At 56.3% G+C, this 23,269-nt stretch carries 19 protein-coding genes and 1 tRNA gene; 6 read left to right on the top strand and 14 right to left on the bottom strand.

Annotated features, from left to right (window positions below; translation table 11 throughout):
- Positions 1–5: 5 nt before the first annotated feature.
- The 13 genes from bcsB to F3J39_RS14545 form a co-directional block, all read right to left on the bottom strand.
- Positions 6–2,456: a cellulose biosynthesis cyclic di-GMP-binding regulatory protein BcsB gene (bcsB, locus tag F3J39_RS14605; protein WP_166714345.1), complete on the bottom strand. Its 2,451-nt coding sequence runs from the start codon at positions 2,454–2,456 to the stop codon at positions 6–8.
- Positions 2,453–4,558, bottom strand: a complete 2,106-nt coding sequence (bcsA, locus tag F3J39_RS14600; RefSeq protein WP_104085865.1) for a UDP-forming cellulose synthase catalytic subunit — start codon at positions 4,556–4,558, stop codon at positions 2,453–2,455. The genes bcsB and bcsA overlap by 4 nt, the downstream gene beginning before the upstream one ends.
- A 54-nt stretch (positions 4,559–4,612) precedes the next feature.
- Positions 4,613–5,413, bottom strand: a complete 801-nt coding sequence (bcsQ, locus tag F3J39_RS14595; protein ID WP_071668229.1) for a cellulose biosynthesis protein BcsQ — start codon at positions 5,411–5,413, stop codon at positions 4,613–4,615.
- On the bottom strand, positions 5,404–6,018 hold the full coding sequence (gene bcsO, locus F3J39_RS14590; RefSeq protein WP_166714344.1) for a cellulose biosynthesis protein BcsO: 615 nt from the start codon (positions 6,016–6,018) through the stop codon (positions 5,404–5,406). The genes bcsQ and bcsO overlap by 10 nt, the downstream gene beginning before the upstream one ends.
- Positions 6,019–6,492: 474 nt before the next feature.
- Positions 6,493–7,503 carry a dipeptide ABC transporter ATP-binding subunit DppF gene (gene dppF / locus F3J39_RS14585; protein ID WP_039381655.1) on the bottom strand — a complete coding sequence of 337 codons (1,011 nt, stop codon included), beginning with the start codon at positions 7,501–7,503 and terminating at the stop codon, positions 6,493–6,495.
- Entirely contained in the window at positions 7,493–8,479 is a 987-nt protein-coding gene (dppD, locus tag F3J39_RS14580) for a dipeptide ABC transporter ATP-binding protein (RefSeq protein WP_039381653.1), read from the bottom strand. The genes dppF and dppD overlap by 11 nt, the downstream gene beginning before the upstream one ends.
- A 12-nt stretch (positions 8,480–8,491) precedes the next feature.
- Positions 8,492–9,394: a dipeptide ABC transporter permease DppC gene (gene dppC / locus F3J39_RS14575; protein WP_039381650.1), complete on the bottom strand. Its 903-nt coding sequence runs from the start codon at positions 9,392–9,394 to the stop codon at positions 8,492–8,494.
- 9 nt (positions 9,395–9,403) lie between these two features.
- On the bottom strand, positions 9,404–10,423 hold the full coding sequence (gene dppB, locus F3J39_RS14570; protein WP_039381648.1) for a dipeptide ABC transporter permease DppB: 1,020 nt from the start codon (positions 10,421–10,423) through the stop codon (positions 9,404–9,406).
- 200 nt (positions 10,424–10,623) lie between these two features.
- Complete coding sequence (dppA, locus tag F3J39_RS14565; RefSeq protein ID WP_039381644.1) at positions 10,624–12,234, bottom strand: dipeptide ABC transporter periplasmic-binding protein DppA; 1,611 nt, start codon at positions 12,232–12,234, stop codon at positions 10,624–10,626.
- A gap of 841 nt (positions 12,235–13,075) precedes the next feature.
- A tRNA-Pro gene (locus F3J39_RS14560) sits at positions 13,076–13,152 on the bottom strand.
- 121 nt (positions 13,153–13,273) lie between these two features.
- Positions 13,274–14,965: a kdo(2)-lipid A phosphoethanolamine 7''-transferase gene (gene eptB / locus F3J39_RS14555; RefSeq protein ID WP_094111899.1), complete on the bottom strand. Its 1,692-nt coding sequence runs from the start codon at positions 14,963–14,965 to the stop codon at positions 13,274–13,276.
- Positions 14,966–15,225: 260 nt separating this feature from the next.
- Positions 15,226–15,654 carry an organic hydroperoxide resistance protein gene (locus tag F3J39_RS14550; protein WP_039381640.1) on the bottom strand — a complete coding sequence of 143 codons (429 nt, stop codon included), beginning with the start codon at positions 15,652–15,654 and terminating at the stop codon, positions 15,226–15,228.
- 73 nt (positions 15,655–15,727) lie between these two features.
- Entirely contained in the window at positions 15,728–16,192 is a 465-nt protein-coding gene (locus tag F3J39_RS14545; RefSeq protein WP_071668230.1) for a MarR family transcriptional regulator, read from the bottom strand.
- A gap of 60 nt (positions 16,193–16,252) precedes the next feature.
- On the opposite strand from F3J39_RS14545, the gene F3J39_RS14540 reads away from it, so the two are divergent.
- Positions 16,253–16,846 carry an HD domain-containing protein gene (locus F3J39_RS14540; RefSeq protein ID WP_104085869.1) on the top strand — a complete coding sequence of 198 codons (594 nt, stop codon included), beginning with the start codon at positions 16,253–16,255 and terminating at the stop codon, positions 16,844–16,846.
- Between the two features lie 41 nt (positions 16,847–16,887).
- On the opposite strand, the gene F3J39_RS14535 is transcribed toward F3J39_RS14540, so the two are convergent.
- Positions 16,888–17,184: an HTH-type transcriptional regulator gene (locus tag F3J39_RS14535; RefSeq protein WP_039381633.1), complete on the bottom strand. Its 297-nt coding sequence runs from the start codon at positions 17,182–17,184 to the stop codon at positions 16,888–16,890.
- A 698-nt stretch (positions 17,185–17,882) separates the two neighbouring features.
- Here F3J39_RS14535 and F3J39_RS14530 point away from each other — a divergent pair.
- The 5 genes from F3J39_RS14530 (at position 17,883) to F3J39_RS14510 (ending at position 23,268) form a co-directional block, all read left to right on the top strand.
- Entirely contained in the window at positions 17,883–18,599 is a 717-nt protein-coding gene (locus F3J39_RS14530) for a DUF3053 domain-containing protein (RefSeq protein WP_071668231.1), read from the top strand.
- Between the two features lie 431 nt (positions 18,600–19,030).
- Positions 19,031–20,965: a PTS mannitol transporter subunit IICBA gene (locus F3J39_RS14525; protein ID WP_039381628.1), complete on the top strand. Its 1,935-nt coding sequence runs from the start codon at positions 19,031–19,033 to the stop codon at positions 20,963–20,965.
- Positions 20,966–21,058: 93 nt separating this feature from the next.
- Complete coding sequence (gene mtlD, locus F3J39_RS14520) at positions 21,059–22,207, top strand: mannitol-1-phosphate 5-dehydrogenase (protein ID WP_039381626.1); 1,149 nt, start codon at positions 21,059–21,061, stop codon at positions 22,205–22,207.
- 63 nt (positions 22,208–22,270) lie between these two features.
- Positions 22,271–22,816 (top strand): mannitol operon repressor MtlR, encoded by a 546-nt coding sequence (mtlR, locus tag F3J39_RS14515; RefSeq protein WP_175540444.1) that lies wholly within the window; start codon positions 22,271–22,273, stop codon positions 22,814–22,816.
- A gap of 89 nt (positions 22,817–22,905) precedes the next feature.
- On the top strand, positions 22,906–23,268 hold the full coding sequence (locus tag F3J39_RS14510) for a YibL family ribosome-associated protein (RefSeq protein WP_065647847.1): 363 nt from the start codon (positions 22,906–22,908) through the stop codon (positions 23,266–23,268).
- Position 23,269 lies beyond the last annotated feature (1 nt).

The following is a 23,269-nucleotide window of genomic DNA, read 5'->3' as shown; positions in this document are numbered from 1 at the left end:
TATCCTTACTTCCTGCCGGACTGACTGTCTGCTTTGGGGTTAAGACGCCGCCATGCATGACGCTTCAGCATGAGCCAGGCGCTGCTGCCGATCAGCACGGCAACCAGCAGCGCGGCCAGCGCCATCAGCACCGAGTGCTGGTTGGCGTACCACACCACCATCATGTACCACGGCATTTCACCGCTCGGAAACTGCGGACCAACCCGGAAGCTGCGGATCCCATTTTCATCGGTAATGATGGCGGTATCGCCGCGAATACCGGCGTTGATACGCGCTGAATTGAGATCGTCATGCAGGCGCAGCAGCTGCTGATCGCTGGTTGCCACCGTCATGACCACCAGCCGGTCGGCGCTCCACGGCGAGCGATAGCTGACAAATCCGCGCCACGCCTCATTTGAGGAAAAGTAGCGATCGGCATCCAGCTCCTGGCGATACCAGTCGCCGGTCAGCCAGCCGTGCAGTTTTTCCATCAGGCCAGGCTCGTTAACGCTCAGCGTATTGCCGCTGGTCTGCCACGGCGTGCCGTGCAGCATCTGCTGCGTAAAGGCGCTGTGCTGCATGGTGCTCACCGCCAGCACATCATTCTGCTGCAGCCGGCTCAGATTGGTGCCGCCTTCAGGCAGGCCAAACAGTACCTGATTTTGTACCAGCGCCACCCCGGTTGCGTTACCCGCGCGCGCCGCCATATCGAGTAGCGTGGCGATCTCCGCATCACCCGGTTTTTCCGGCAGCAGCAGCGTGGTCTGCGAAAAATCCGCCAGGCGCGTGAACGGGAACGCGGCCCCGACAAAGTAAGAGAGGTTCGGCAGCATGGTGAAGTGACGGGTGTGGCTCAGATCGATCCACGAATCCTCTTCGATGCGGCTTTTGATATTGTTGTTAAGCAGTACGCCGCACGGCGCATCCGCTTTGGGCTTGATATTAAAGTAGAGCGCCAGCTGGTTATCACCGTAAATCAGATAGGGCTCCAGCTTCAGGGTGTAGTGCTCCTGACGCGCGTCGCCGCCCAGGCGGTGCCAGGCGCTCTCCAGCAGGCCGACTTTGTTAACCGTCAGGTTACGCAGGAAAGTCCCGTTGAGGGCGACATTCAGGAACGAATTGTTTTCGTCGATCCAGCTTTCAGTGGGAAAACGGTAGTTCAGGTTTACCGGAATCGTATCGCCATCCCATAAAAACAGATCGGGCGCCGCGCGGAAGTTTACGCGCAGCGCATCATGCCAGATACCGGTCGTGGTCAGGCTCTGATCTTTGCGCAGCAGTTCACTCAGGCGTACCGGGCGTGAGGTGTTGATCCAGCGCGGGGCATCGTAAGGCTTACGCTGGGCCAGCGGCTGCGGCTGCACAGCAAGCTGGCTGGCATCGGTAGTCAGCGGTTTGGTTGTCAGACGATTCGCCGCCTGACGCAGCTGTGCGTCATCGCTGCCCACAATCAGCAGCAGTTTATAGACCGGATTATCCGGGTTATCGATCACCTGCAGCAGCGGGCCATTGCTGGCCGGCAGCGTCACGATGCCGATTTTGTCGCCCGGATGCCCGACCAGAATACCGTTGCGCTCTGGCAGCGCGCCGCGGCTCACCGGAAAGCGAATGCCGCGGTAGTCAGACTGAATACCCATCCACGACGCCACCAGCGCGGCAGCGCTCACCGCATCCGGCGTCACGCTGCTGGCAAAACCAAAGGTGACGCTGGCCGGCGTCATACGCTGCGCATCAATAAACGGGCGCGGGAAGTTACGCAGGCTGGTGCCGATATTCAGCTGCTGGCCCTCCAGGCTCAGCGTGGTTTGCGGCAGAATCGTTACCTGATACTGCTGCGCGCTCTCTTTCTCGCACAGCAGCTTATCCGCATCGTTAATTTTAAAGCTGAGATTGTTATCTGACACCACCATGGCAGCCGGGATATCCAGCTGGTAGTCGCTGACATCGCTGTCGCTGGATCCGAGCGGCAGCGTGCCGAGCGGCTGTCCGTTCAGCATCAGCTGCAGCGAGGTGTTGCGCGCTGCCAGCGCTGATGAGACGCGCAGCGACAGGTTGAGACGCGCGTTGGTGACCACCTCATCACCGGGCAGGGTAAAGGTAATGCCCGACTGCAGCTGTCCTCCGGTAAGGGTGATGCCCTGTTTCTGGCCCATCTGCGCCACAGAAATCGTACTGCTTACCGGCTGGTTGAGGACAGTGCTTCCGGTATCAGCCGCAGGCAACAGAATTGCCGGCGCTTCAGCCTCAGCTGGCGTGGCGGCACTGCTTTCCGGCGCGTCACTACCGCTTTCCGGTGCATAAGGGGCGGCCCCGGCGGCCTGCTGCAGCTGCTGATCGGCCGTGAGCCCTTCCGGCGGCGGCACAGCTGACAGCGCATTGCTATCCTGCGTGACCGCAGGCTCCTCAGCCTGAACCGGGGTAAGCAGCAGTGCCGTCGCCAGCGAACTGGCGAGCAGCGTTTGCGTTAATCTTTTCATACTGCGCTGTCCTCTTTGGCCACAGGCTGGTCATCACGCTTGCGCTTCTCGCGGCGATCTTTCCAGGTCAGCCAGAACAGCTCAAAAACGGTACGAATAATAGTGCCGATCGACACCAGCGGATTATCCTGCTTGTACTCCGGCTGGATCCACGCATCCGCTCGCGCCAGCACGACGCGCACCAGCTCGCGGCGACGCGCCAGCGGCATCGCGCCAAAGCGCAGACGGATTGTCTCTGCATCGCCGGAAATTTTACTGACCGGGATAGTGATAGTGCCGGACTTCAGCAGCAGATCGATCTCTTCAATCTCATCCATTTCATGCCGGTTGTCAGGCGCATCCAGCTGCGCGCCGCCCATCGAGAGATCGCTGGTGCGGGTACGCGACGAAATCCCGCTGGCGTAGTGGATCACAGCCGGGATCTGCACCTCAATACGAATGGTTTTACGCACCTGCTTGGTTTCGCGCGCCACGGCGATGGCCGCCATCAGAATAATCAGACTGAAAATAGCCCAGCCAACGTTGAGCGCGATAACCCAGGGATCGACCCCGAAATAGTCATGCGCCGTCGCGCGGACCACGCCGGCGACAATACCGATGGAGAGCAGCGTCGCGACAATGACGTGCGGCCGTACGATATGGAAATCAAAGAAGCCCTGATCGAGCAGACCGCCTTTATCCGTTACGTTGAACTTGCCATGTTTCGGCGACAGTAGCGTCAGCAGGGTCGGGATGACCAGATGGAAGCACATCACCGTTTCGTAAATCTCTCCCCAGAAGGTATAGCGGAAGCGGCCATTCATACGGGAGTTAACGTAGAGCGACATCACCAGATGCGGCAGCACATAGGCGAAGATCAGCGACGCCGAAGAGTGGATGATATTCAGGTTAAACAGCAGATAAGCCAGCGGCGCGGTAAGAAACGCCACGCGCGGCAGGCCAAACTGAAAGTGCAGCATGGCGTTGAGGTAGCAGAGGCGCTGCTGCCACTTCAGACCACGGCCAAACAGCGGATTATCCACGCGGAAAATCTGCGTCATGCCGCGCGCCCAGCGGGTACGCTGAATAACGTGCAGGCCGAGGCGCTCGGTTGCCAGACCGGCCGCCAGCGGGATCGCCAGAAACGCTGAGCCCCAGCCGCGACGCTGCATTTTCAGCGCGGTGTGCGCGTCTTCCGTCACGGTCTCAACGGCAAAGCCGCCAATCTCTTCCAGCGCGCTGCGCCGGATAACGGCACAGGAGCCACAGAAAAAGGTCGCATTCCAGTTGTCATTGCCCTGCTGTACCGGACCATAAAACAGCGATCCCTCGTTAGGAATAGAGCGGGCGGCACGCAGGTTGCGCTCGAACGGATCGGGAGAGTAGAAATAGTGCGGCGTCTGCAGCAGGGCCAGCTTCGGATCTTTCAGGAAGGGGCCGACCGTTGCCTGCAGGAACGCGCGCGTGGCGACGTGATCGCAGTCGAATACGCAGATCAGCTCGCCTTTGGTAATGGTCATCGCGTGATTAAGATTGCCCGCTTTGGCGTGCCGGTTGTCATCACGCGTGATATAGCCCACGCCCACGTCAGCGGCGAATACCGCAAACTCGCTGCGCTTGCCGTCATCCAGCAGATAGACTTTGATTTTATCGCGCGGGTAATCGATACACTGCGCCGCCAGCACGGTATCGCGCACCACGTCCAGACTTTCGTTATAGGTCGGTACGTATACATCCACTGTGGGCCACAGACGGGTATCATCCGGCAGCGGTTCAATCGTACGCTTTAAAGGCCAGGTGGTCTGCAGGAACCCGAGAATTAAGATCAGCCAGACGTAAAGTTCAGCCAGATATAAGCCAATGCCGAGAATAGCTTCGATCTCGGAATTAAACTCCAGCGTTTCGGTAGTGCGCCACCAGATATATCGGGTCGACATCAGCGCGGAAAGAATAACCATTACCACGGTTATTTTACGGCTTTTGCTGAAGCCCAGTAAAAACATCATCCCGATGCTGATTAAACCAAAAATATATTGTTTCTGGCTGTCCATAGGCGTGATGATGATTACCGCCGCCACCGGCGCGAGCACCAGCAGCAGCAGGTAAAACCCGAGTTTACTCATGAGTCACCCTGAAAAAGCGTTATAAATTATCTGAGCCGGGCCTGAGCCCGGCTATTAATACTGGCTGCGGATCGGCGCCTGAACTTCACCGTTGCCGACCTGAATACTGAGCAAATTAGCCACGCGCTTTGCCACCAGTTCAATATCGAACGCGGCCGCCGAAGCGGGGCTGAAGTCGTACACTGACTGCTGTGATGCATTCGCTTCCGCCACGCTTTCATCGCGGTGGACAACGCCGAGCAGGCTATCGCCCAGACGCTGCTGCATAAATGATGTGACTTCACGGCTGATATTGCGGCGATTGTCGCTTTGGTTCAGCACAAAATAGTGGCCATGTTTATTATTCAGCGGCTGACCAATCATGCGGTTATTTTCAATTTGCGGCAGCAGAGAGACGGATGCCGTATCCGCAAGCATGACTACTAAATGCATATCGGCAAGTTGCTGCATCGCTTTAAGCGCCGGCCCCGGACCGGGAGGAAAATCGGCCACAATTACCAGGCCGGGATAATTCAGCACGGTATCGAGACCGCGCCGCAAAAAATGGGTGTCGCTGGCAAGCTTGTGCTCAAAGCGTTCACGCTGCTCCTCTGTGACGTCGCCGTAGGGCAGCACAAAAATATTGCCGCCGGTGGTCAGAATCGACTGGCTCCAGTCAGCCTGCTCTTCAGAGCGCGCAACAAAGCCGCGGCCATCCTGCAGCGGGACGCCAAAATGCAGACGCAGCGCATTCTGCACATCAAAATCGATTGCCAGCACCTTGCTGCCGGCGCGCGCCAGACTCCATGCAAGGTTGGCCGCCATGGTGGTCTTCCCTACTCCCCCTTTTGGCGAGCACACACAAACTAACGGCATAACGCAATCTTCTCCAGTAGCGGTTTGAGGAGTGTTTCTTTAGACAATACGGCGGGTTCAGCCGGACGCGAGCGAAACAGCGTGCTGAAGCGGGCAGAGGCGGGCGGAGCAACAGGCGCTGCTGCGGCCGGCACCGCGCTGGCAGGCGGCCGCGGGGCCGCGGGGCGGGTCACGACCGGCTCAGAAAGCGGAGGCGGAAACAGTGAGCCGGCGCGCTGCCGCTCCACAAGCGCCGCCGCGGGCATCGCTGCCGGCGCGCGCTTCGGCGGCGGCGGCGGAAATAGCGCACTGCTGCCCGGCGCGGCCTCGCGGACCGGCGCGGTGGCCGCCAGGCTGCTGAGCAGCGAGGCGCCCTCCTCTGCCGGAGCACGCAGAGCGGCAGGTATGGCTGGCGCGGCAAATGCCTCAGGGCCGGCCGGCTGTGGCTGCGGCAGATCGATACGCTGCCCCTGGCCCAGCTCTGGCGCATCATGTGTGCTCAGCTGGCGCAGAATGGCCCACTGATGATGATCGGCGCTCTGCGCCTGACCCGACATATCTTTGAAATCGATATCAAGCGTCTGCGTTTTTTCTTTGAAACGCTGCAGATCGTCATAATTCTTCATGATCAGTGCCTGTGAAAGCAGAGGGAATTTTTTGGCGAATATAGCACACACATTAAAAGACGGTGAGAAAATTCTGATTATTAAAACCGCATATCTGATAAAGCTGCTTTATCGGTGTTTATAAAAAACCGGATGCTTTACCGGCGGGAGATGCGCGGCGAAAAGAGACTAATGCATTGCCGTTAACCGAAACGAAAATGCCGCCGAAAAGAAATTAAATATCTGTAAAATAAGGATATTTATGATTTTAGCGTTGCGTAACCCCAGCGGTTCAGCCGGCAACGCCTGCACGGTGATTTAAGAATTTGTCTTAGCGCGCTGCGCGGGGAGTCCTGTCGCTGATGGTCAGATAACGTAATGTGATAGATTTCCGGTCCTGTGCCCGGTTAACCTGATAAAGGTTAGCATTGCTGAACTGTTTTCGCTAAAAAAAAGAAAGGCTCCCGCGGGAGCCTTTTTTATCAGTGGCGTTAATCAGGGTGTTTCCAGCGGCTGGTTTTCATCCTGATCGACGGCAAAGCAGGCAACCTGCTGATCGCCATAGCGTTTGAGTTTTGGCTGCAGCTGCACGCAGGTGCCAAAACGGCGCCGGCAGCGCGCGTTGAACGCACAGCCCGGCGGCGGATTGAGCGGGCTGGGCAGCTCACCGGTCAGTTTGATACGCTCGCGCCGCTCATCCGGATTAAGACGCGGCGTGGCGGAAAGCAGCGCCTGCGTATAAGGATGGCGCGGATTGCTGAAGATCGCCTCTTTACTGCCTTTCTCCACGCAGCGCCCGAGGTACATCACCATAACTTCATCGGCGATGTGCTCGACCACTGAGAGGTCGTGCGAAATAAAGACGTAGGAGAGGCCCAGGTCCTGCTGCAGATCCATCATCAGGTTCAGCACCTGCGCGCGTACCGAAACATCGAGCGCTGAAACCGGCTCATCCGCGATCAGGACATCCGGATCCAGCATCAGTCCGCGCGCAATGGCAATACGCTGACGCTGACCGCCGGAGAACATGTGCGGGTAGCGATCGTAATGTTCGGTCTTGAGACCCACTTTCGCCATCATCTCCAGCGTTTTTTCGCGCCGCTCCGCTTTGCTCAGCGCGGTGTTGATAATCAGCGGCTCCTCAAGGATCTGGCTGATTTTTTTACGCGGGTTGAGCGAGCCATAGGGGTTCTGAAAGATGATCTGAATTTTCTGCCGGCGCAGTTTTTGCGCCTGCGGATCGTGCTTCAGCAAATCCTGTCCGTGCCAGTAAAGCTCGCCTTCGGTCGGGGTTTCGATCATGGTCAGCAGACGGCCAAGCGTGGATTTTCCGCAGCCCGACTCACCGACTACCGCCAGCGTTTTACCCCGTTCGAGGTTGAAGGAGACGCCATCCAGCGCCTTCACCAGGCGCTCCTGACCAAACAGGCCTTTCTTCACAGGGTAGTGTTTTTTCAGGTCAATCGCCTGCAGCAGATAATCCTGCTTCGTGTTATCAGGACTCATAGGTCGGTCTCCCGGCATCATCCAGTGGGAAGTGGCATTTAGACTGGCGGCCCGGAATGTCGCGCAGCGCAGGTTCTTCGGTACGGCAGCGATCGGTCACATAGGGGCAGCGCGGATTCAGCAGGCAGCCAGAGGGCCGGTCATATTTGCCCGGCACCACGCCCGGCAGCGATGCCAGCCGCGCCTTGTCTGCCGCAAACTCCGGCAGCGCCCGCAGCAGCGCCTGCGTATAGGGATGACGCGGCGCCCTGAAGATATCCACGGCTTTGCCGCTCTCCACCACCTGACCGGCATACATCACAATAATGTGCTGCGCCGCTTCGGCAACCAGCGCCAGATCGTGGGTGATGAGGATCAGTGCCATGTTCTCCTGCTTCTGCAGCGCCAGCAGCAGTTCGATGATCTGCGCCTGAATGGTGACATCCAGCGCCGTGGTTGGCTCATCGGCAATCAGCAGCTTAGGCTTGCAGGCAATCGCCATGGCGATCATCACGCGCTGGCTCATGCCGCCCGACAGCTGGTGCGGATAGACATCAAGCCGCGAAGCCGGATCGGGAATACCCACCTGCTCCAGCAGATCGATAGCGCGCTGGCGGCGGGTGCGTTTACTGCCGCCCTGGTGCACCTTGAGCGCTTCCATAATCTGGAAACCCACGGTATAGCAGGGATTGAGGCTGGTCATCGGATCCTGAAAAATCATCGCCACTTCTGCGCCAACCAGCTGCCGGCGCTCTTTTTCAGAAATCTTCTGCAAATCGCGCTGGTTAAACTCCAGCTTCTCAGCCATGACGCGGCCAGGAAAATCGATCAGACCCATAATCGCCAGCGAACTGACTGATTTACCGGAGCCCGACTCACCGACAATCCCTACGACCTGGCCCTGCTCGACCTGATAACTGATGCGGTCAACCGCACGGAACGGTGTTTTTTCGTCGCCGAAATGCACCGATAACTTCTCTACATTTAATAACGCCATCTCGGTGCCTCTTTACTGCTTGAGTTTCGGGTCGAGTGCATCACGCAAACCATCGCCCATGAGGTTGAATGCCAGAACCGTCAGCAGGATGACCACTCCGGGGAAGGTCACTACCCACCAGGCACTTTGCGCATACTGCAGAACGTCAGAGAGCATGGTGCCCCACTCCGGCGTCGGCGGCTGCGCCCCCATTCCGAGAAAGCCCAGCGCCGCCATGTCGAGAATGGCGTTGGAGAAACCGAGCGATGCCTGCACAATCAGCGGAGCCAGGCAGTTTGGCAGAATATTGATGAACATCTGACGCAGCGTTCCCGCACCTGCCACGCCTGAAGCGGTGACATAATCGCGGTTAACCTCAACCAGCACCGCCGCGCGCGTCAGGCGAATGTAGTGCGGCAGCGCCACAAACGTCAGCGCCAGCGAAGCGTTGACGATGGAGGGGCCAAAGATGGCTACCAGCACCAGCGCCAGCAGCAGGCTGGGCAGCGCCAGCATGATATCGACCAGACGCATAATAGTGGCATCCACCACGCCACCGAGGTAGCCCGCCATCAGGCCAAAAATCACGCCAAAAATCAGTGACAGTACCACGACCAGGCAGCCTACCAGCAGCGACAGGCGCGCCCCGAACATCAGGCGTGACAAAATATCGCGGCCCACATCATCGGTGCCGAGGATATAACTCCAGCTGCCGCCCTCCTGCCATACCGGCGGATGCAGCAGCGCATCGCGGAACTGCTCTGCCGGACCGTGCGGTGCCAGAAAATCGGCAAAAATTGCAATCAGCAGCATCAGCGTGATGTAGACCAGGCCGATGACTGCGCCCTTATTACGTTTAAAATAGTGCCAGAATTCCTGAAACGGGGTCATCGGCTTTGGTGCGGCAGTTACGCGCGCGGGTTCAACAGCAGACATAGCTCCCCCTTATTTCTTATGTCGGATGCGCGGGTTAACCACGCCATACAGCAGATCAACCAGCAGGTTGACCAGAATGATCAGGATGGCAACCAGCAGCACGCCGCCCTGCACTACCGGATAGTCGCGGCGCTGCAGCGCTTCAATCAGCCAGCGGCCCAGACCCGGCCATGAGAAGATAGTCTCGGTCAGAATCGCACCGGCCAGCAGCGTACCGACCTGCAGACCGATAACGGTAACCACCGGCAGCATCGCATTACGCAGCGCATGCACGACAATAACCCGCATGCGCGTCAGCCCTTTGGCGCGGGCGGTGCGGATATAATCCTCGCCCAGCACCTCCAGCATGGAGGAGCGCGTCATACGCACAATCACCGCCAGCGGAATGGTGCCCAGCACAATCGCCGGCAGGATCATATGCATGACCGCATCTTTGAAGTCGCCCTCTTCCCCCCACAGGAGCGTATCGATCAGCATAAAGCCGGTCAGGGGATGGCTGTCGTCAAGGAAGATGGTATCGCTGACCCGGCCAGAGACCGGCGTCAGGTTGAGCTGCACCGATACCAGCATAATCAGCATGATCCCCCACCAGAAGATCGGCATGGAGTAGCCGGTCAGGGAGATCCCCACGGCGGTATGATCGAAAACCGATCCGCGCTTTACGGCGGCCAGTACGCCCACCGGAATACCCACGGCGATAGCAAACAGCATGGCACAGATGCCCAGCTCCAGCGTCGCCTGGAAGCGCGGGACAAACTCATCCCACACCGGAATGCGGCTCTTCAGAGAGATACCGAGATCGCCGTGCAGCACCCCGTTGATATAGGTGATGTACTGCTTCCACATCGGCTGGTCGAGGCCAAACTGCGCCATCAGCTGTGCGTGACGCTCCGGGGAGATACCGCGTTCGCCCGCCATGATCAGCACCGGGTCGCCGGGGATCAGATGAACAAACGCAAAGGTCAGTAGGGTAATACCGATAAACGTCGGGATGACAAGGCCCAGACGTCGGAGTATGAATTGCAGCATAAGCCGGATTCTCAGTCATTCTCCCGCAGCGGAAAGTCGTCGCGGGACTACATTGCTCATAACGCGCGGTCGGCAAAGCCGGACGCGATGCAGGCAGCGCTTCAGTAAAAGTATTTGCCGGAAAAAAGTACGGGACACGGATGGCGAAGAGCGCATCCGAGGGCCAGCAGGCTGGCCCTCACCGTGATAATCCGAAAGGGTTATTCCTGAATATCGACGTTTTCGAAGTGATGCTTACCTAACGGATCAACCACATAGCCGCTCACTTTCTTGCTGACAGGCTCATAGACGGTCGAGTGTGCAATGATCAGTGCCGGAGCCTGATCGTGCATAACAACCTGCGCCTGCTTGTAGAGCGCAATACGTTTATTGTGATCGGCTTCCGCACGGGCCGGCTGGATCAGATCTTCAAACGGCTTGTAGCACCAGCGGGAGTAGTTGGAGCCATCTTTTGCCGCTGCACAGCTGAACAGGGTGGCAAAGAAGTTATCCGGATCGCCATTGTCGCCGGTCCAGCCCATCATCACCGTCTGGTGTTCACCTGCTTTGGCGCGCTTGAGATATTCGCCCCACTCATAGGTAACAATTTTGGCTTTTACGCCAATTTTCGCCCAGTCCGCCTGAACCATCTCCGCCATGCGGCGCGCGTTCGGGTTGTATGGACGCTGCACCGGCATTGCCCAGAGATCGATAGAGAAGCCATCCGCCATGCCTGCTTCTTTCAGCAGCGCTTTGGCTTTTTCCGGATCGTAGGCGTAATCTTTGATCTCGTCGTTATAGCCCCACATGGTTGGCGGGATCAGGTTTTTCGCTGCCTGCCCTGCTCCCTGATAGACCGCATCGATGATCGCCTGCTTGTTGACCGCCATGGTCAGTGCCTGACGCACTTTGGCGTTATCCAGCGGCTTTTTCTCTGTGTTAAATGAGAGATAACCCACGTTCAGGCCAGGCTGCTCCATCAGATTGATTTTGCTGTCTTTCTTCATGCTGGCGATGTCAGCCGGGTTTGGATAAGGCATCACCTGGCACTCGCCCTTCTGCAGCTTGGCGTAGCGCACTGACGCATCTGGCGTAATAGAGAAGACCAGACGATCGATTTTTGGTTTAGTGCCCCAGAAGTCCGGGTTCGCTTTGTAGAGAATGCGTGAATCTTTCTGATACTGCTGCAGTACAAACGGGCCGGTGCCGACCGGATTCAGATCGAGTTTTTCCGGCGTGCCTGCTTTCAGCATGTTATCCGCATACTCTTTAGAAAGAATAGAGGCGAAGTCCATACCGAGGTCAGCGAGGAAAGGCGCTTCAGGACGGGTCAGGGTAAAACGCACGGTGTGATCGTCAACTTTTTCAATTTTGCCGATCAGCTTCGGCATATCCATGCCTTCAAAATATTCGTAACTGCCGCCAGAGACGCCGTGGAATTTATTGTTTTTATCGAGCTGGCGCTCAAATGAAAACACCACGTCATCGGCGTTAAATTCACGCGTTGGTTTGAAATCTTTCGTGCTCTGCCACTTCACGCCCTGGCGCAGGTGGAAAGTGTAGGTTTTGCCATCTTCGCTGACATCCCACTTTTCAGCCAGGCCTGGCTGCAGTTCAGTGGTGCCGGTTTTAAACTCAACCAGACGGTTATAAATCGGGACCGAGCTGGCGTCATAGGTGGTGCCAGAGGTAAAGAGCTGCGGGTTGAAACCTTCCGGCGAGCCTTCTGAACAGTAGACAAGGGTCTTCGCCTGAACACCGGCAGCGACGGTCATCGCAATCAGGCTGAGACCGGCCTTCAGCATCCTGGATTTAGCCCGGGAGTTCATCATGTTTTGCTCCATTGTGATGTGATGTTGTGTGCATCGCCCGTCCTCTGATTTTTTTATGCGGTACGGGCAGGTCTGACAGCGACCAGAATGTGAGCGGTTATTGTTATTGCCCCGGCGGGATACACCAGCCAGATGCGTCCGTCTCTACATGTTACTGAGGCATCAATTTGTCAACAGTTGCAACGAACGTCAATACAACGTGGGGTTATTTACACAGAGTGTGAGTAAGTGCAAGCAACGATAAAAAAGAGCACTGGAGAGAGAAACCGATATATAAGGCGGTGAAAAAGCGTTCGATACCGCTGGATTATCTGGCGCTTGCGTCAAATAACAGTGATTATCACCGCTAAAAAACATTTTAAAATTGTCGATAAACGTCGAATATCTGAACGATTCCCCGTGCGTTATGACGTTCGGGTAGCGAAATATGCTGGCGTAATGGCATAAGAAATCAGCAAAAAGCAAAAGCCGGTCATAAGCAGAATGTGTCGCGAATTAAGAGAGGTGCTTTGATGCAGCAAGTGATGAAGAGCGGTGTTGAGGAATAATAAGGTTTATCCCGGTGATGATTAATGGAACGCGTAAATTGATGACTTTGCTTGATCGCTGCCGGGATGTGAGTCTGGTTCAGGGAAGGCCAGTAAATCCTCAGTCATCACCGAAGCCGGATAAAGGGTGAAATGCGGGGCCGTGGAGTAAAGCGTCACACGCCATGGATGGCGTGTGACGGGCGATCAGGGACGGACCTCGTCTTTACGGAGCGGTCGCGGATTTCACCCTGAGAGTGCAAATACGACAGACGAAAAAAACCTGCTTTTTGCAAAGCAGGTTTCTTAAATGATGGTCGGCGAGAGAGGATTCGAACCTCCGACCCACTGGTCCCAAACCAGTTGCGCTACCAAGCTGCGCTACTCGCCGATGGGGGCGAATATTACTGCTGCGCCTTTACAGCGTCAATCCCTTTTCCCTTTAAAGCTGCCTGATTGCCTGAAAAGCAGGCAACCGCGCCGGGAAGGCGATCTCAGCGCGGGCATACCGGTCAGAGATTGCTCTGTGCTTTAGCGGCGGGAGCCTGACACCAGTTGTTTGCCGGATTGATACCGCCATTGGGTGAGGTGTAGCCCAGACAGCCCAGTATGGTATCAAACAGCTCAACGTGACGATGCGTTTTACCGACACGCTGCTGCGCCTGCAGTCGCTCAAAGTTGCTGCGGTTCACCGGATCGTCCAGATATTTATCGGACGCCCAGACCATCATCGGCACGCGGAACTGCTCAGGCGGCGCCATCTCACGTGGGGTGCCGTGCAGGTGCATATTTTCGCTGATCGACTCGCCGTGGTCCGCCGCATAGAACACCAGCGCTTTTTTATCACGCAGCTGATCCAGTACGCTGTCGAGCATCGAGTCCACATACAAAACAGAGTTGTCATAAGCGTTGATCAACTGCGCCTTGCTGCAGGTATCATCCACGCCCATGCACTCAGGCTGATAACGCGCGAAGCTGCGGGGATAGCGCTGCGAGTAAAGATAGTGTGAGCCTTTGGTATGCAGCACCACCAGATGTTTGCCTTTCGGGAAACGCTGCAGGGAAGCCTGCAGTTCCGGCACCAGCAGCATGTCGTCTACCGCTTTACCCTGATTACGCTTTTCAGAGCCGATCTGCTCGCGGAAAGAGAAGTTATTCACATCGGCATTGTCATAGAACCAGACCTCGCTCTGCATGGCGAACAGCTCAGAGGTAAAACCCAGCTCTTTCATGACGGCAAATACGTTCTGCTCTTTCAGAGTACGGCCCGGATTATCCATGGTGCCGCCTTCGCGAACAAACATGCAGCGCAGCGAGAGCTTGGTTGCGGTGTCGCAGGACTCACCGCGGAACGCCACCAGGTTTTTCTCTTTGGAGAGCTTTGGCGTGGTATCGCGATCGTAGCCCAGCATCCCCATATGATCCCAGCGCGTGGTTTCACCGATAACAAACACGACGTAAGTGTCATCAATGCCTGCCGGTGCCACATAGGTAAAGTTTTTCGCCGGATCGAACAGCGCTTCGCTGTCCAGCTTTTCATCCACTTTAGTCCAGGTAAACAGCCCCAGAGCAGCAATCCAGTTAGAAGGCAGATAAGAGTGTGCCACTACCCCGCCATAGCTGGGCAGATCGATATTCGTGATCTCTTCCTGCGTTTTCTGCAGTTTGTCAAAATAGCGGATCGGCAGCCATACCAGCGCCACGCTCAGCAGCATAATGGCTACCGGTTTCAGGCGCTGTCCCGGTGTTTTTAGCTGCTCAATCAGCGTCATACGCAGCCGGTTGCGCCAGATCAGCAGCAGCGGCAGCGCGCTGACCAGCACCATCCAGACAATAAAATGCAGGCCGATCACTTCTTTAGAGAGATCGATGTCGGTTGTCATAACCGAAGCCACAATGCCGTAGCCAATCACGACATTAAAGAAGGTCATGTAATATGCCGCGGCCACGGAAATCACTACCAGCAGACTGGCCAGCACGCGGTAAGCCCATTTTCCACCCAGCGAGAGCAGGCGCATCAGGAAAAAGGTAAGTAAAACAGCGGCCGTGACTTCAGCAACAGCAGAAAGCCAGTCGGACGGGGTTGATTTGGTTAAGAAGCCGTCAAAGCGGCGGTAAAAAATTGGCAGGTTTAGCAGGATGCCAAGATAAAGTGCGAGCAGCAGAGAAAGCTTCTGCTGAGTTAAACTTTTGATATAATTCATTTAAATTTTCTGTTCCCGACCCGGTGTCGATTTATCACCGTTCCTGTGACTCTATTCAGACAGCAAGGTTCGCTTTGAGAATGGAAAAGCGTGACGTATCGAGCAGGATCGGGACGAATCTGAACCGAAAATAACTGCGATGCCGTGTTAAGCGCAGCAGTAGAACATTTAACCAATGGTAAGACCAGATTTTTTTGTGCGGGCTAAAAGCGGGTGAATAAAAAAGGCTCCCGCAGGAGCCCGGTTAACCGCGTGCGTGCTTAATTAATGATATTCAGCGTCACGTCGATATTGCCGCGGGTAGCATTAGAGTAAGGGCACACGATGTGTGCAGCATCGACCAGCTTTTGAGCTTCTGCAGCATCCATCTCCGGCAGGTGGATATTCAGCGTAGCTTCGATACCAAAACCGGTCGGAATCGGGCCGATGCCAACTTCACCTTCAATCCACGCCTCTTTTGGCATCGCGATTTTGTCGCGACCGGCAACAAATTTCATGGCGCCGAGGAAACAGGCTGAATAGCCCGCCGCAAACAGCTGCTCCGGATTAGTCGCCTCGCCACCGGCTCCGCCCATCTCTTTTGGCACGCCCAGCTTAACGTCCAGGACGTTGTCAGAAGAGGTTGCACGTCCGTCACGGCCACCGGTTGCTTTTGCTTTAGCTGTATAAACCACTTTGTCTAAAGACATACTTTATCTCCGTTCGCTATATAATAACGCGCTACTTATCCGCGCCGATGTAAATGCTTTTCTATCCGCGCAGTCAGCCTGCGCGGTTCAGATTGGTGCGCAGCATATCAAGCTGCTCTTTCAGCGCTGCCATCGTCCCGGTGTCACAGGCCGTCGCACACTGCACCGCTTCCGGAATCGCAGCGGCGCGCGCCTGTAGCTCGCGCCCCTCATCGGTCAGCGTCACCACGACCTGCCGTTCATCCTGGCGTGAACGCTGCCGGCGCACCAGCCCGGCTGTTTCCAGCCGCTTAAGCAGCGGCGTCAGCGTCGCGGAGTCAAGAAACAGCTGTTCGCCAATCTCTGACACCGTGACATCATCCTGCACCCAGAGCACCAGCATCACCAGGTATTGCGGATAGGTGATATTGAGTGCCGCCAGCTGCTGACGATAGACCTTATGCATGGCCAGATTCGCCGAGTAGAGCGCGAAACAGAGATGCTGATCAACCTGGAGTGGCGGCCGCTTCACTTTTTTGCCATCTTGATTACTGTTCATGCAAATTAATATAGATAGCGCGCTAGATAATTGCAAGCTACTTTTCACGGGAGAGTGAAGATGCAGGATTCACTGGAGGAGCAGGCGCGTCGTTTTGCTACTGAACTTCATGCAGCTACAGGCCAGCGACGTAAATACACCGATGAGCCCTATATCGTTCACCCGCAGGCAGTGGCTGAACTGGTGCGCAGCGTAACCGATGATGAAGAGATGCTGGCAGCTGCCTGGCTGCACGATACGGTAGAAGACACATCCAGCACGCTACAGGATATTGAACAGCAGTTTGGCCAGCGCGTAGCCGGCCTGGTCGCGATGCTGACTGACAGCGCCCAGCCGCAGGCCAGAAACCGCGCGGCGCGCAAACTGGCACACTTCCGGCATACGGCGGACGCCTCACCCGAAGCGCAGACGATCAAGCTGGCAGATATTATCGATAATACCCGCGCGATAGTGCAGTTTGACCCGGATTTTGCGCGCGTTTATCTGATTGAGAAGCAGGTGCAGATTCAGCTACTGCTGCAGGGCGATAAACAGCTCTGGCAGCAGGCGCATCAGAATATCAAACAGGGATTGCAGCAACTGTCGCAGCCCCCCTATAACGTTCCGGAAAGCTGGTTCGCCCGTCAGGCGGCTAAATTTGAAGCGCTGAAATAAAAAACCCGCCGTGCAGGCGGGTTCGGAGAACCGATAATTGGTTACTCAAGCAGCTGCCGTCCCAGATAGGGATTCGCCTGCAGCAGCTTCATCAATTTGCGTGCCGTAGCGGAGGGGCGCGTGCGCTGCGCTTCCCAGCTTTTTACTGATGAGACGCTCACCCCCATCACGCGGGCGAACTCATCCACCTGCATGCCGGTCATCTCACGTAAACGCTGTGGCTCGGGAACTGACACCGTGTTGAGTGCAATATCTGATACGGAAGGCTTAGCATCACGTGTCAAAACAATTTGCTCAAGACTGCTGAGTAATTCAACCATTGGATCTTTTAATTCCATAGAGAACTCCTTAAAACTCACTATGAAGCACGTGAAAGTAGAGAGGTAAGCATCAAATGATGCTGAAACCAGGCTTTATCAGGCTGCATCCCGCAGCGGTTTGGACGTTAGAGTTATAAAACCGTTACGGGACACAGCCTGCTGGGCACTGCGAACATGTCAGCGCAATGCAACAATTGCCGGGTTTCTTAGTATGGGTCAGAATCCAGGAATTGCTGTCTGTTTTTTGATTATTTTTTCATCTTGCTTATGGCTAAAACCTGCAGTAACGCTTAAGTGCCTGTCAGGTAAAAAGTTGCTGTCTGTCACACTCTGCCCCCTGTCCTGAATGAAGCAAAAATAGCGCCAGATCCGCATTTCGCATCCTGCGGACGTTTCGCACCGCCGCTGCGGCATTTTTGTTCGCATTGTGCTCAATAATAGAGCAGAGATGCACCAGTCTGATGCATATTAAAGGAAAGGTTATGAGTTATGCCGCCTCTGCTGCGTGCACTCCTTCGCCTGCTAGCTGGTCAGGGGCTGAAATGGGGCAGCGGTCTGCCACATCGTTGACTATTGCTGTGCCACACGGGCGCGCTGACCGGAGAGCATCACACTGCACGCCTTCGGTCATTGTGCACGCCAGGCCATTGCACTATTCTTTAGGACCATTCTCAGCGATTCACATATTGCCATTTTGTCACGACAGGAGTTGAAACATGGCGTCAGGAACTTCCCGCATCTGGATGCGTACCGGCATGCTGCTCGCCAGCGCGCTGGTCATATTGCAACTCACCGCCTGCGGTGACAAAGAGGGCGATCAGCGTAAGGCGTTTAACGATTTTCTGCAAAATACCGTGATGCGCAGCGGTGAACATCTGCCGGCACTGAGTGAAAACCAGAAGCAGACCTTCGGTAACTACGCCAGTGACTATGCCATTCTGTATGGCTTTTCTCAGCAGGTGAGTCAGGCCACGGAACAGGGTATGCGTCCGGTCGTGGATGAGCTGGCAGCGATTCGCGTTCCGCAGGATTATCTGACCCGCCGCGATACCCTGCGTCAGGTGAGCGGCAATCTCAGCGTTCTGACGCAGCAGATCCAGAGCGCGAAAATGCAGGCTGACAGCAGCAAGGCGACGCTTAAACAGCCCGACGACCTGAAAAAGTCGTATGACGCAGCCTATGCAAAAGTGGTTACACAGCCGGCAGGCACGCTGATCCCGCTGCTGCCTAAGCTGCAGGCGCTGAGCCAGAGCGCTGTACAGACCGGAGACTATCTGCAATCGCAGGGAACACGCGTCACTTTTAATGATGGTGGCGTACAGTTCCCGACGCAGGATCAGGCGACCCGGTACAATGCGCTGATGAGTGAGCTGTCTGCAAATGCGCAGGCGCTGACGCAGGCGCAAAATGCAGTACAGGGTTCCTGGCAATAACGCCGGTTACGGGCAGTATTACCACTGCCCGGTTCTCGCTGCGCTTCGCTTTATAACGGCCTGCCGCTTTACCTACCCGCCTGTGATCTGGCGCAATTATGACCAGAAATTCTTTGTGACGCTAATCACACTTCCGCAATAAACCCGCACTACCAAAGAGTGAGGCTTATCACATAAAACCCGCTTTTTTGCTGAATTTTTCGGCGCCGCTGCTTTTTTATCCCGCTTTTGTGTGACAAGAGTCACATTAACCCCCCCTGTTCACCCCGCTTTTGCGTGATATGGATCACACTAATTCCGGACGCTACGCACGCTCCTGAACAAGTGCTAGAGTCCGCCTGCATACAGTAATGCCACGGCCCCCGCCGTAACGTCTCAACAAAAACAAATGCGCGCTCTTATTGCAGCGCGTCTCAATAAGGGGTGGGTTTATGTCCTCATCAGTCAAGGTCAGAGTGCAGAGCTTTGGTCGCTTTCTGAGTAATATGGTGATGCCTAACATCGGTGCGTTTATCGCATGGGGTATCATCACCGCGCTGTTTATTCCAACCGGATGGATCCCGAACGAAACGCTGGCGAAACTCGTCGGTCCGATGATCACCTATCTGCTGCCGCTGCTGATTGGCTTCACCGGCGGCCGTCTGGTCGGCGGCGATCGCGGTGGCGTGGTCGGTGCCATTACGACAATGGGCGTCATTGTCGGTGCCGATATGCCGATGTTCCTCGGCGCGATGCTTGCCGGACCGCTGGGCGGCTGGGCAATCCGCGCGTTTGACCGGGCCGTTGACGGCAAGATCAAAAGCGGTTTCGAGATGCTGGTGAATAACTTCTCCGCCGGCATCATCGGTATGCTGCTGGCGCTGCTGGCGTTCCTGGCTATTGGTCCGCTGGTGCAGGGGCTGTCGCACATTCTCGCCGCCGGGGTTAACCTGATGGTGCAGAACAACCTGCTGCCGCTGACCTCTATTTTCGTTGAGCCGGCGAAAATCCTGTTCCTTAACAACGCCATCAACCACGGCATTTTCTCGCCGCTGGGTATTCAGCAGGCGAGCGAAGCGGGTAAATCGATCTTCTTCCTGATCGAAGCTAACCCGGGCCCGGGGATGGGCGTGCTGGTCGCTTATATGATCTTTGGTCGCGGCAGCGCCAAACAGTCAGCGGGCGGTGCCGCTATTATCCACTTCCTCGGCGGCATCCATGAGATTTACTTCCCGTATGTGCTGATGGCGCCGCGCCTGCTGCTGGCGGTGATCCTGGGCGGTATGACCGGCGTATTTACGCTGACGCTGCTGAATGGCGGCCTGGTCTCTCCGGCGTCACCGGGTTCTATCCTGGCCGTGCTGGCGATGACGCCAAAAGGCGCCTATTTTGCTAACGTTGCCGCTATCGTAGCCGCTTTTGCCGTCTCTTTTGTTGTCTCTTCTATCCTGCTGAAAACCAGCAAAGTGAAAGAAGACGAAGATATTGAAGCGGCGACCCAGCGTATGCGCGACATGAAAGCGCAGTCTAAAGGCCAGCCGGCGGCAGGCGCGCCGGTAGTAGCTGACGCTCACAGCGTAGACGTGAGCCACGTGCGTAAAATCATCGTTGCCTGTGACGCCGGTATGGGTTCCAGCGCCATGGGTGCCGGCGTGCTGCGCAAAAAAGTGCAGGATGCGGGCCTCACGAATGTGTCGGTGACGAACAGCGCTATTAATGCGCTGCCGGGTGACGTTGACCTGGTGATCACACACCGCGATCTTACGGAACGGGCGATGCGTCAGGCACCGCAGGCGCAGCATATCTCGCTGAATAATTTCCTTGATAGCGCGCTCTACACCAACCTGACCGAGCGACTGGTCACGGTAAACCGCAGCGTGGCGCATCGCGAAACGGTGCAGTCAACGCTGGCAGACAGCTTTGATAACGAGAATACGCACCTGTTTAAGCTCGGGACGGATAACGTATTCCTCGATCTGAGCGCCAGCAACAAAGAACAGGCGATCCGCTTTGCCGGTGAGCAGCTGGTAAAAGGTGGCTATGTCCAGCCAGAGTACGTTGAGGCGATGCTGGCCCGTGAAAAGCTGACGCCAACCTATCTGGGTGAGTCGATTGCGGTTCCGCACGGAACGGTAGAAGCGAAAGATCGCGTGCTGAAAACAGGCGTGGTGTTCTGTCAGTATCCGGCAGGCGTACAGTTTGGCGATGAGCCGGATGAGGTGGCGCGCCTGGTGATCGGGATTGCGGCCCGCAACAATGAGCACATTCAGGTGATCACCAGCCTGACCAACGCGCTGGATGATGATAGCGTGATTGAACGACTGGCGCAGACCCGCAGCGTGCAGGAAGTGCTGGATCTGCTCTCAGGCAGCAGCGTCAAAGCGTAATCAGTCAGCAGTTTTTTCCCCGGGGCGGGCAGGCCCGCCCTGTGTCCGGGGCGGAAATGCCCGCCCTTTCGCTATTTGAGATGGGTCAATTTTATGAAAGCGTTACATTTTGGAGCAGGCAATATTGGTCGCGGATTTATCGGCAAGCTGCTGGCCGATGCCGGCATCGAGCTGGTCTTTGCTGACGTCAATCAGGTTGTGCTGGATGCCCTTAACGCCCGTCACACTTATCCGGTTCATGTTGTTGGCGAACAGGCAAAAACGGAGACGGTCACCGGCGTCAGCGCCGTTAACAGCACCAGCGATGACATCATTGCGCTGATCGCTGAAGTCGATCTGGTCACGACTGCCGTCGGACCGCAGATCCTCGAACGTATTGCCGGCAGCGTGGCGCAGGGTCTGATCGCCCGTCACGATCGGGGTAATACGGCACCGCTTAACATCATCGCCTGCGAAAATATGGTGCGCGGCACCAGTCAGCTGAAGCAGCATGTGCTGAAGGCGCTGCCGGCGCAGCATCACGCCTGGGCAGAAGCGCACGTCGGCTTTGTCGATTCCGCCGTGGATCGTATTGTCCCGCCTTCTGAAGCGGGCAGCAGCGATCCGCTGGAAGTGACCGTTGAGACCTTCAGCGAATGGATTGTTGATAAAACGCAGTTTAAAGGGGCGCTGCCGGCGATCCCTGGCATGGAACTGACCGACAATCTGATGGCGTTTGTTGAACGCAAGCTCTTTACCCTTAATACCGGCCACGCTATTACCGCTTATCTGGGCAAACTGGCGGGTCATGTAACCATTCGCGATGCGATCCTGGATAGCCGCATTCGCGCCGTGGTTGAGGGGGCCATGCAGGAGAGCGGCGCCGTTCTGATCAGGCGCTACGATTTTGATGCAGAGAAACATGCGGCTTACATCAGCAAAATCCTTACCCGCTTTGAGAACCCTTACCTGAAAGATGACGTCGAGCGCGTAGGCCGCCAGCCGCTGCGCAAGCTGAGCGCAGGCGATCGCCTGATTAAACCGCTGCTCGGCACGCTGGAGTACCAGCTGCCGCACGATAATCTGGTGCAGGGGATCGCAGCCGCGATGCACTACCGCAGCGATGCCGATCCGCAGGCGCAGGAGCTGGCCACGCTGATCGCGGAACAGGGCGTTGCAGAGACGCTGGTAAAAATTTCCGGCCTGGAGCCGGAGAGTCAGGCAGTAGAGGCTGTGGTGAGCGCTTACAGCGCTATGGCATAATGCGCGCCCCCGGGTGAGCAAACCGGGCGCAACAGGGTTGCGCCCGCAGACGGTAGCTGAACGATGCAGGCAATGATGGAAGAGAAGCAGGCTTTTGAAAACCAGGTGCTTGAGCGCCTGAACGCCGGTCGTTCGGTGAGAAGCTTTCTGATTGCTGCGGTTGAACTGCTGGCAGAAGCGGTTAATCTGCTGGTGCTGCAGGTTTTTCGCAAAGATGATTATGCGGTAAGGTACGCCGTCGAACCACTGCTGCTGGGAGACGGGCCGCTGGGCGAGCTGTCGGTACGTCTTAAGCTTGTTTACGGACTGGGCGTGATTACGCGGCAGGAGTATGAGGATTGCGAACTGCTGCTGACGCTGCGCGAAGAGCTGAACCACGACGCCAGCGACTATCGCTTTACCGATGACGAGGTGCTGGGGCCGTTCAGTGAACTGCACTGTGTGGTCGCCTGGCCGCCGCAGCCCGACTTCACCCGCGATGATGAGGCGCTGCGCATTATGCAGCAGCAGCGTTATCTGCAGATGGTGCGATCCACCATGGTGCTCTCTTTGACCGAACTGATTTCCCGAATTTCGCACAAGCAGGCATTCAAAAAGCCCGCTGTCTGACCTCAGGCAGCGGTACATCGAACAGTCATACTGCCCGCCCGGCCTAAATTAATGTATCCTTTCCCTGTTTTCCTTAATGAGTTTTTCCAATGAAAGAACAAGTCAAAGCCGAGATCAAACGCCTCAGCGATCAGCTGGACGCACTGAACCGCAAAGAGCCCCAGCTGCTGGAAGCGGGTGACGCTGAAAAGCTGGGCGCGCTGCTGAAAGAGAAAGAGACGCTGGTGCAGGAGATTGAACGTCTGCGCGGCGTACGTGATGAAAAGCTGAGCAAAGAGGCGCAGCAGCTGCAGCAGCTGCCATTCAGCCGTGAAATCACGAAAAAAGAGCAGGCCAACATGGGTGCGCTGAAGAAAAGCGTGCGCGGCCTGGTTGTGGTGCATCCGATGACCGCGCTGGGACGAGAAATGGGTCTGAAAGTCATGACCGGCTACGCAAAACAGCCGTTCTGAG

The sequence above is a fragment of the Pantoea sp. Acro-807 genome (genome assembly GCF_011752675.1).
Lineage (GTDB): Bacteria > Pseudomonadota > Gammaproteobacteria > Enterobacterales > Enterobacteriaceae > Pantoea > Pantoea eucrina.
This window is presented reverse-complemented; position numbering and strand designations above follow the sequence as displayed.

Excerpts from the sequence above, each read along its gene's own strand:
- F3J39_RS14540 (WP_104085869.1), top strand. The coding sequence starts at position 16,253 with ATGCAGGATTCACTGGAGGAGCAGGCGCGTCGTTTTGCTACTGAACTT.
- dppC (WP_039381650.1), bottom strand. The coding sequence starts at position 9,394 with ATGTCTGCTGTTGAACCCGCGCGCGTAACTGCCGCACCAAAGCCGATG.
- F3J39_RS14525 (WP_039381628.1), top strand. The coding sequence starts at position 19,031 with ATGTCCTCATCAGTCAAGGTCAGAGTGCAGAGCTTTGGTCGCTTTCTG.
- F3J39_RS14510 (WP_065647847.1), top strand. The coding sequence starts at position 22,906 with ATGAAAGAACAAGTCAAAGCCGAGATCAAACGCCTCAGCGATCAGCTG.
- mtlR (WP_175540444.1), top strand. The coding sequence starts at position 22,271 with ATGCAGGCAATGATGGAAGAGAAGCAGGCTTTTGAAAACCAGGTGCTT.
- dppA (WP_039381644.1), bottom strand. The coding sequence starts at position 12,234 with ATGATGAACTCCCGGGCTAAATCCAGGATGCTGAAGGCCGGTCTCAGC.
- F3J39_RS14535 (WP_039381633.1), bottom strand. The coding sequence starts at position 17,184 with ATGGAATTAAAAGATCCAATGGTTGAATTACTCAGCAGTCTTGAGCAA.
- F3J39_RS14530 (WP_071668231.1), top strand. The coding sequence starts at position 17,883 with ATGGCGTCAGGAACTTCCCGCATCTGGATGCGTACCGGCATGCTGCTC.
- mtlD (WP_039381626.1), top strand. The coding sequence starts at position 21,059 with ATGAAAGCGTTACATTTTGGAGCAGGCAATATTGGTCGCGGATTTATC.
- bcsA (WP_104085865.1), bottom strand. The coding sequence starts at position 4,558 with ATGAGTAAACTCGGGTTTTACCTGCTGCTGCTGGTGCTCGCGCCGGTG.
- bcsQ (WP_071668229.1), bottom strand. The coding sequence starts at position 5,413 with ATGCCGTTAGTTTGTGTGTGCTCGCCAAAAGGGGGAGTAGGGAAGACC.
- dppB (WP_039381648.1), bottom strand. The coding sequence starts at position 10,423 with ATGCTGCAATTCATACTCCGACGTCTGGGCCTTGTCATCCCGACGTTT.
- dppF (WP_039381655.1), bottom strand. The coding sequence starts at position 7,503 with ATGAGTCCTGATAACACGAAGCAGGATTATCTGCTGCAGGCGATTGAC.
- bcsO (WP_166714344.1), bottom strand. The coding sequence starts at position 6,018 with ATGAAGAATTATGACGATCTGCAGCGTTTCAAAGAAAAAACGCAGACG.
- dppD (WP_039381653.1), bottom strand. The coding sequence starts at position 8,479 with ATGGCGTTATTAAATGTAGAGAAGTTATCGGTGCATTTCGGCGACGAA.
- F3J39_RS14550 (WP_039381640.1), bottom strand. The coding sequence starts at position 15,654 with ATGTCTTTAGACAAAGTGGTTTATACAGCTAAAGCAAAAGCAACCGGT.
- eptB (WP_094111899.1), bottom strand. The coding sequence starts at position 14,965 with ATGAATTATATCAAAAGTTTAACTCAGCAGAAGCTTTCTCTGCTGCTC.
- bcsB (WP_166714345.1), bottom strand. The coding sequence starts at position 2,456 with ATGAAAAGATTAACGCAAACGCTGCTCGCCAGTTCGCTGGCGACGGCA.
- F3J39_RS14545 (WP_071668230.1), bottom strand. The coding sequence starts at position 16,192 with ATGAACAGTAATCAAGATGGCAAAAAAGTGAAGCGGCCGCCACTCCAG.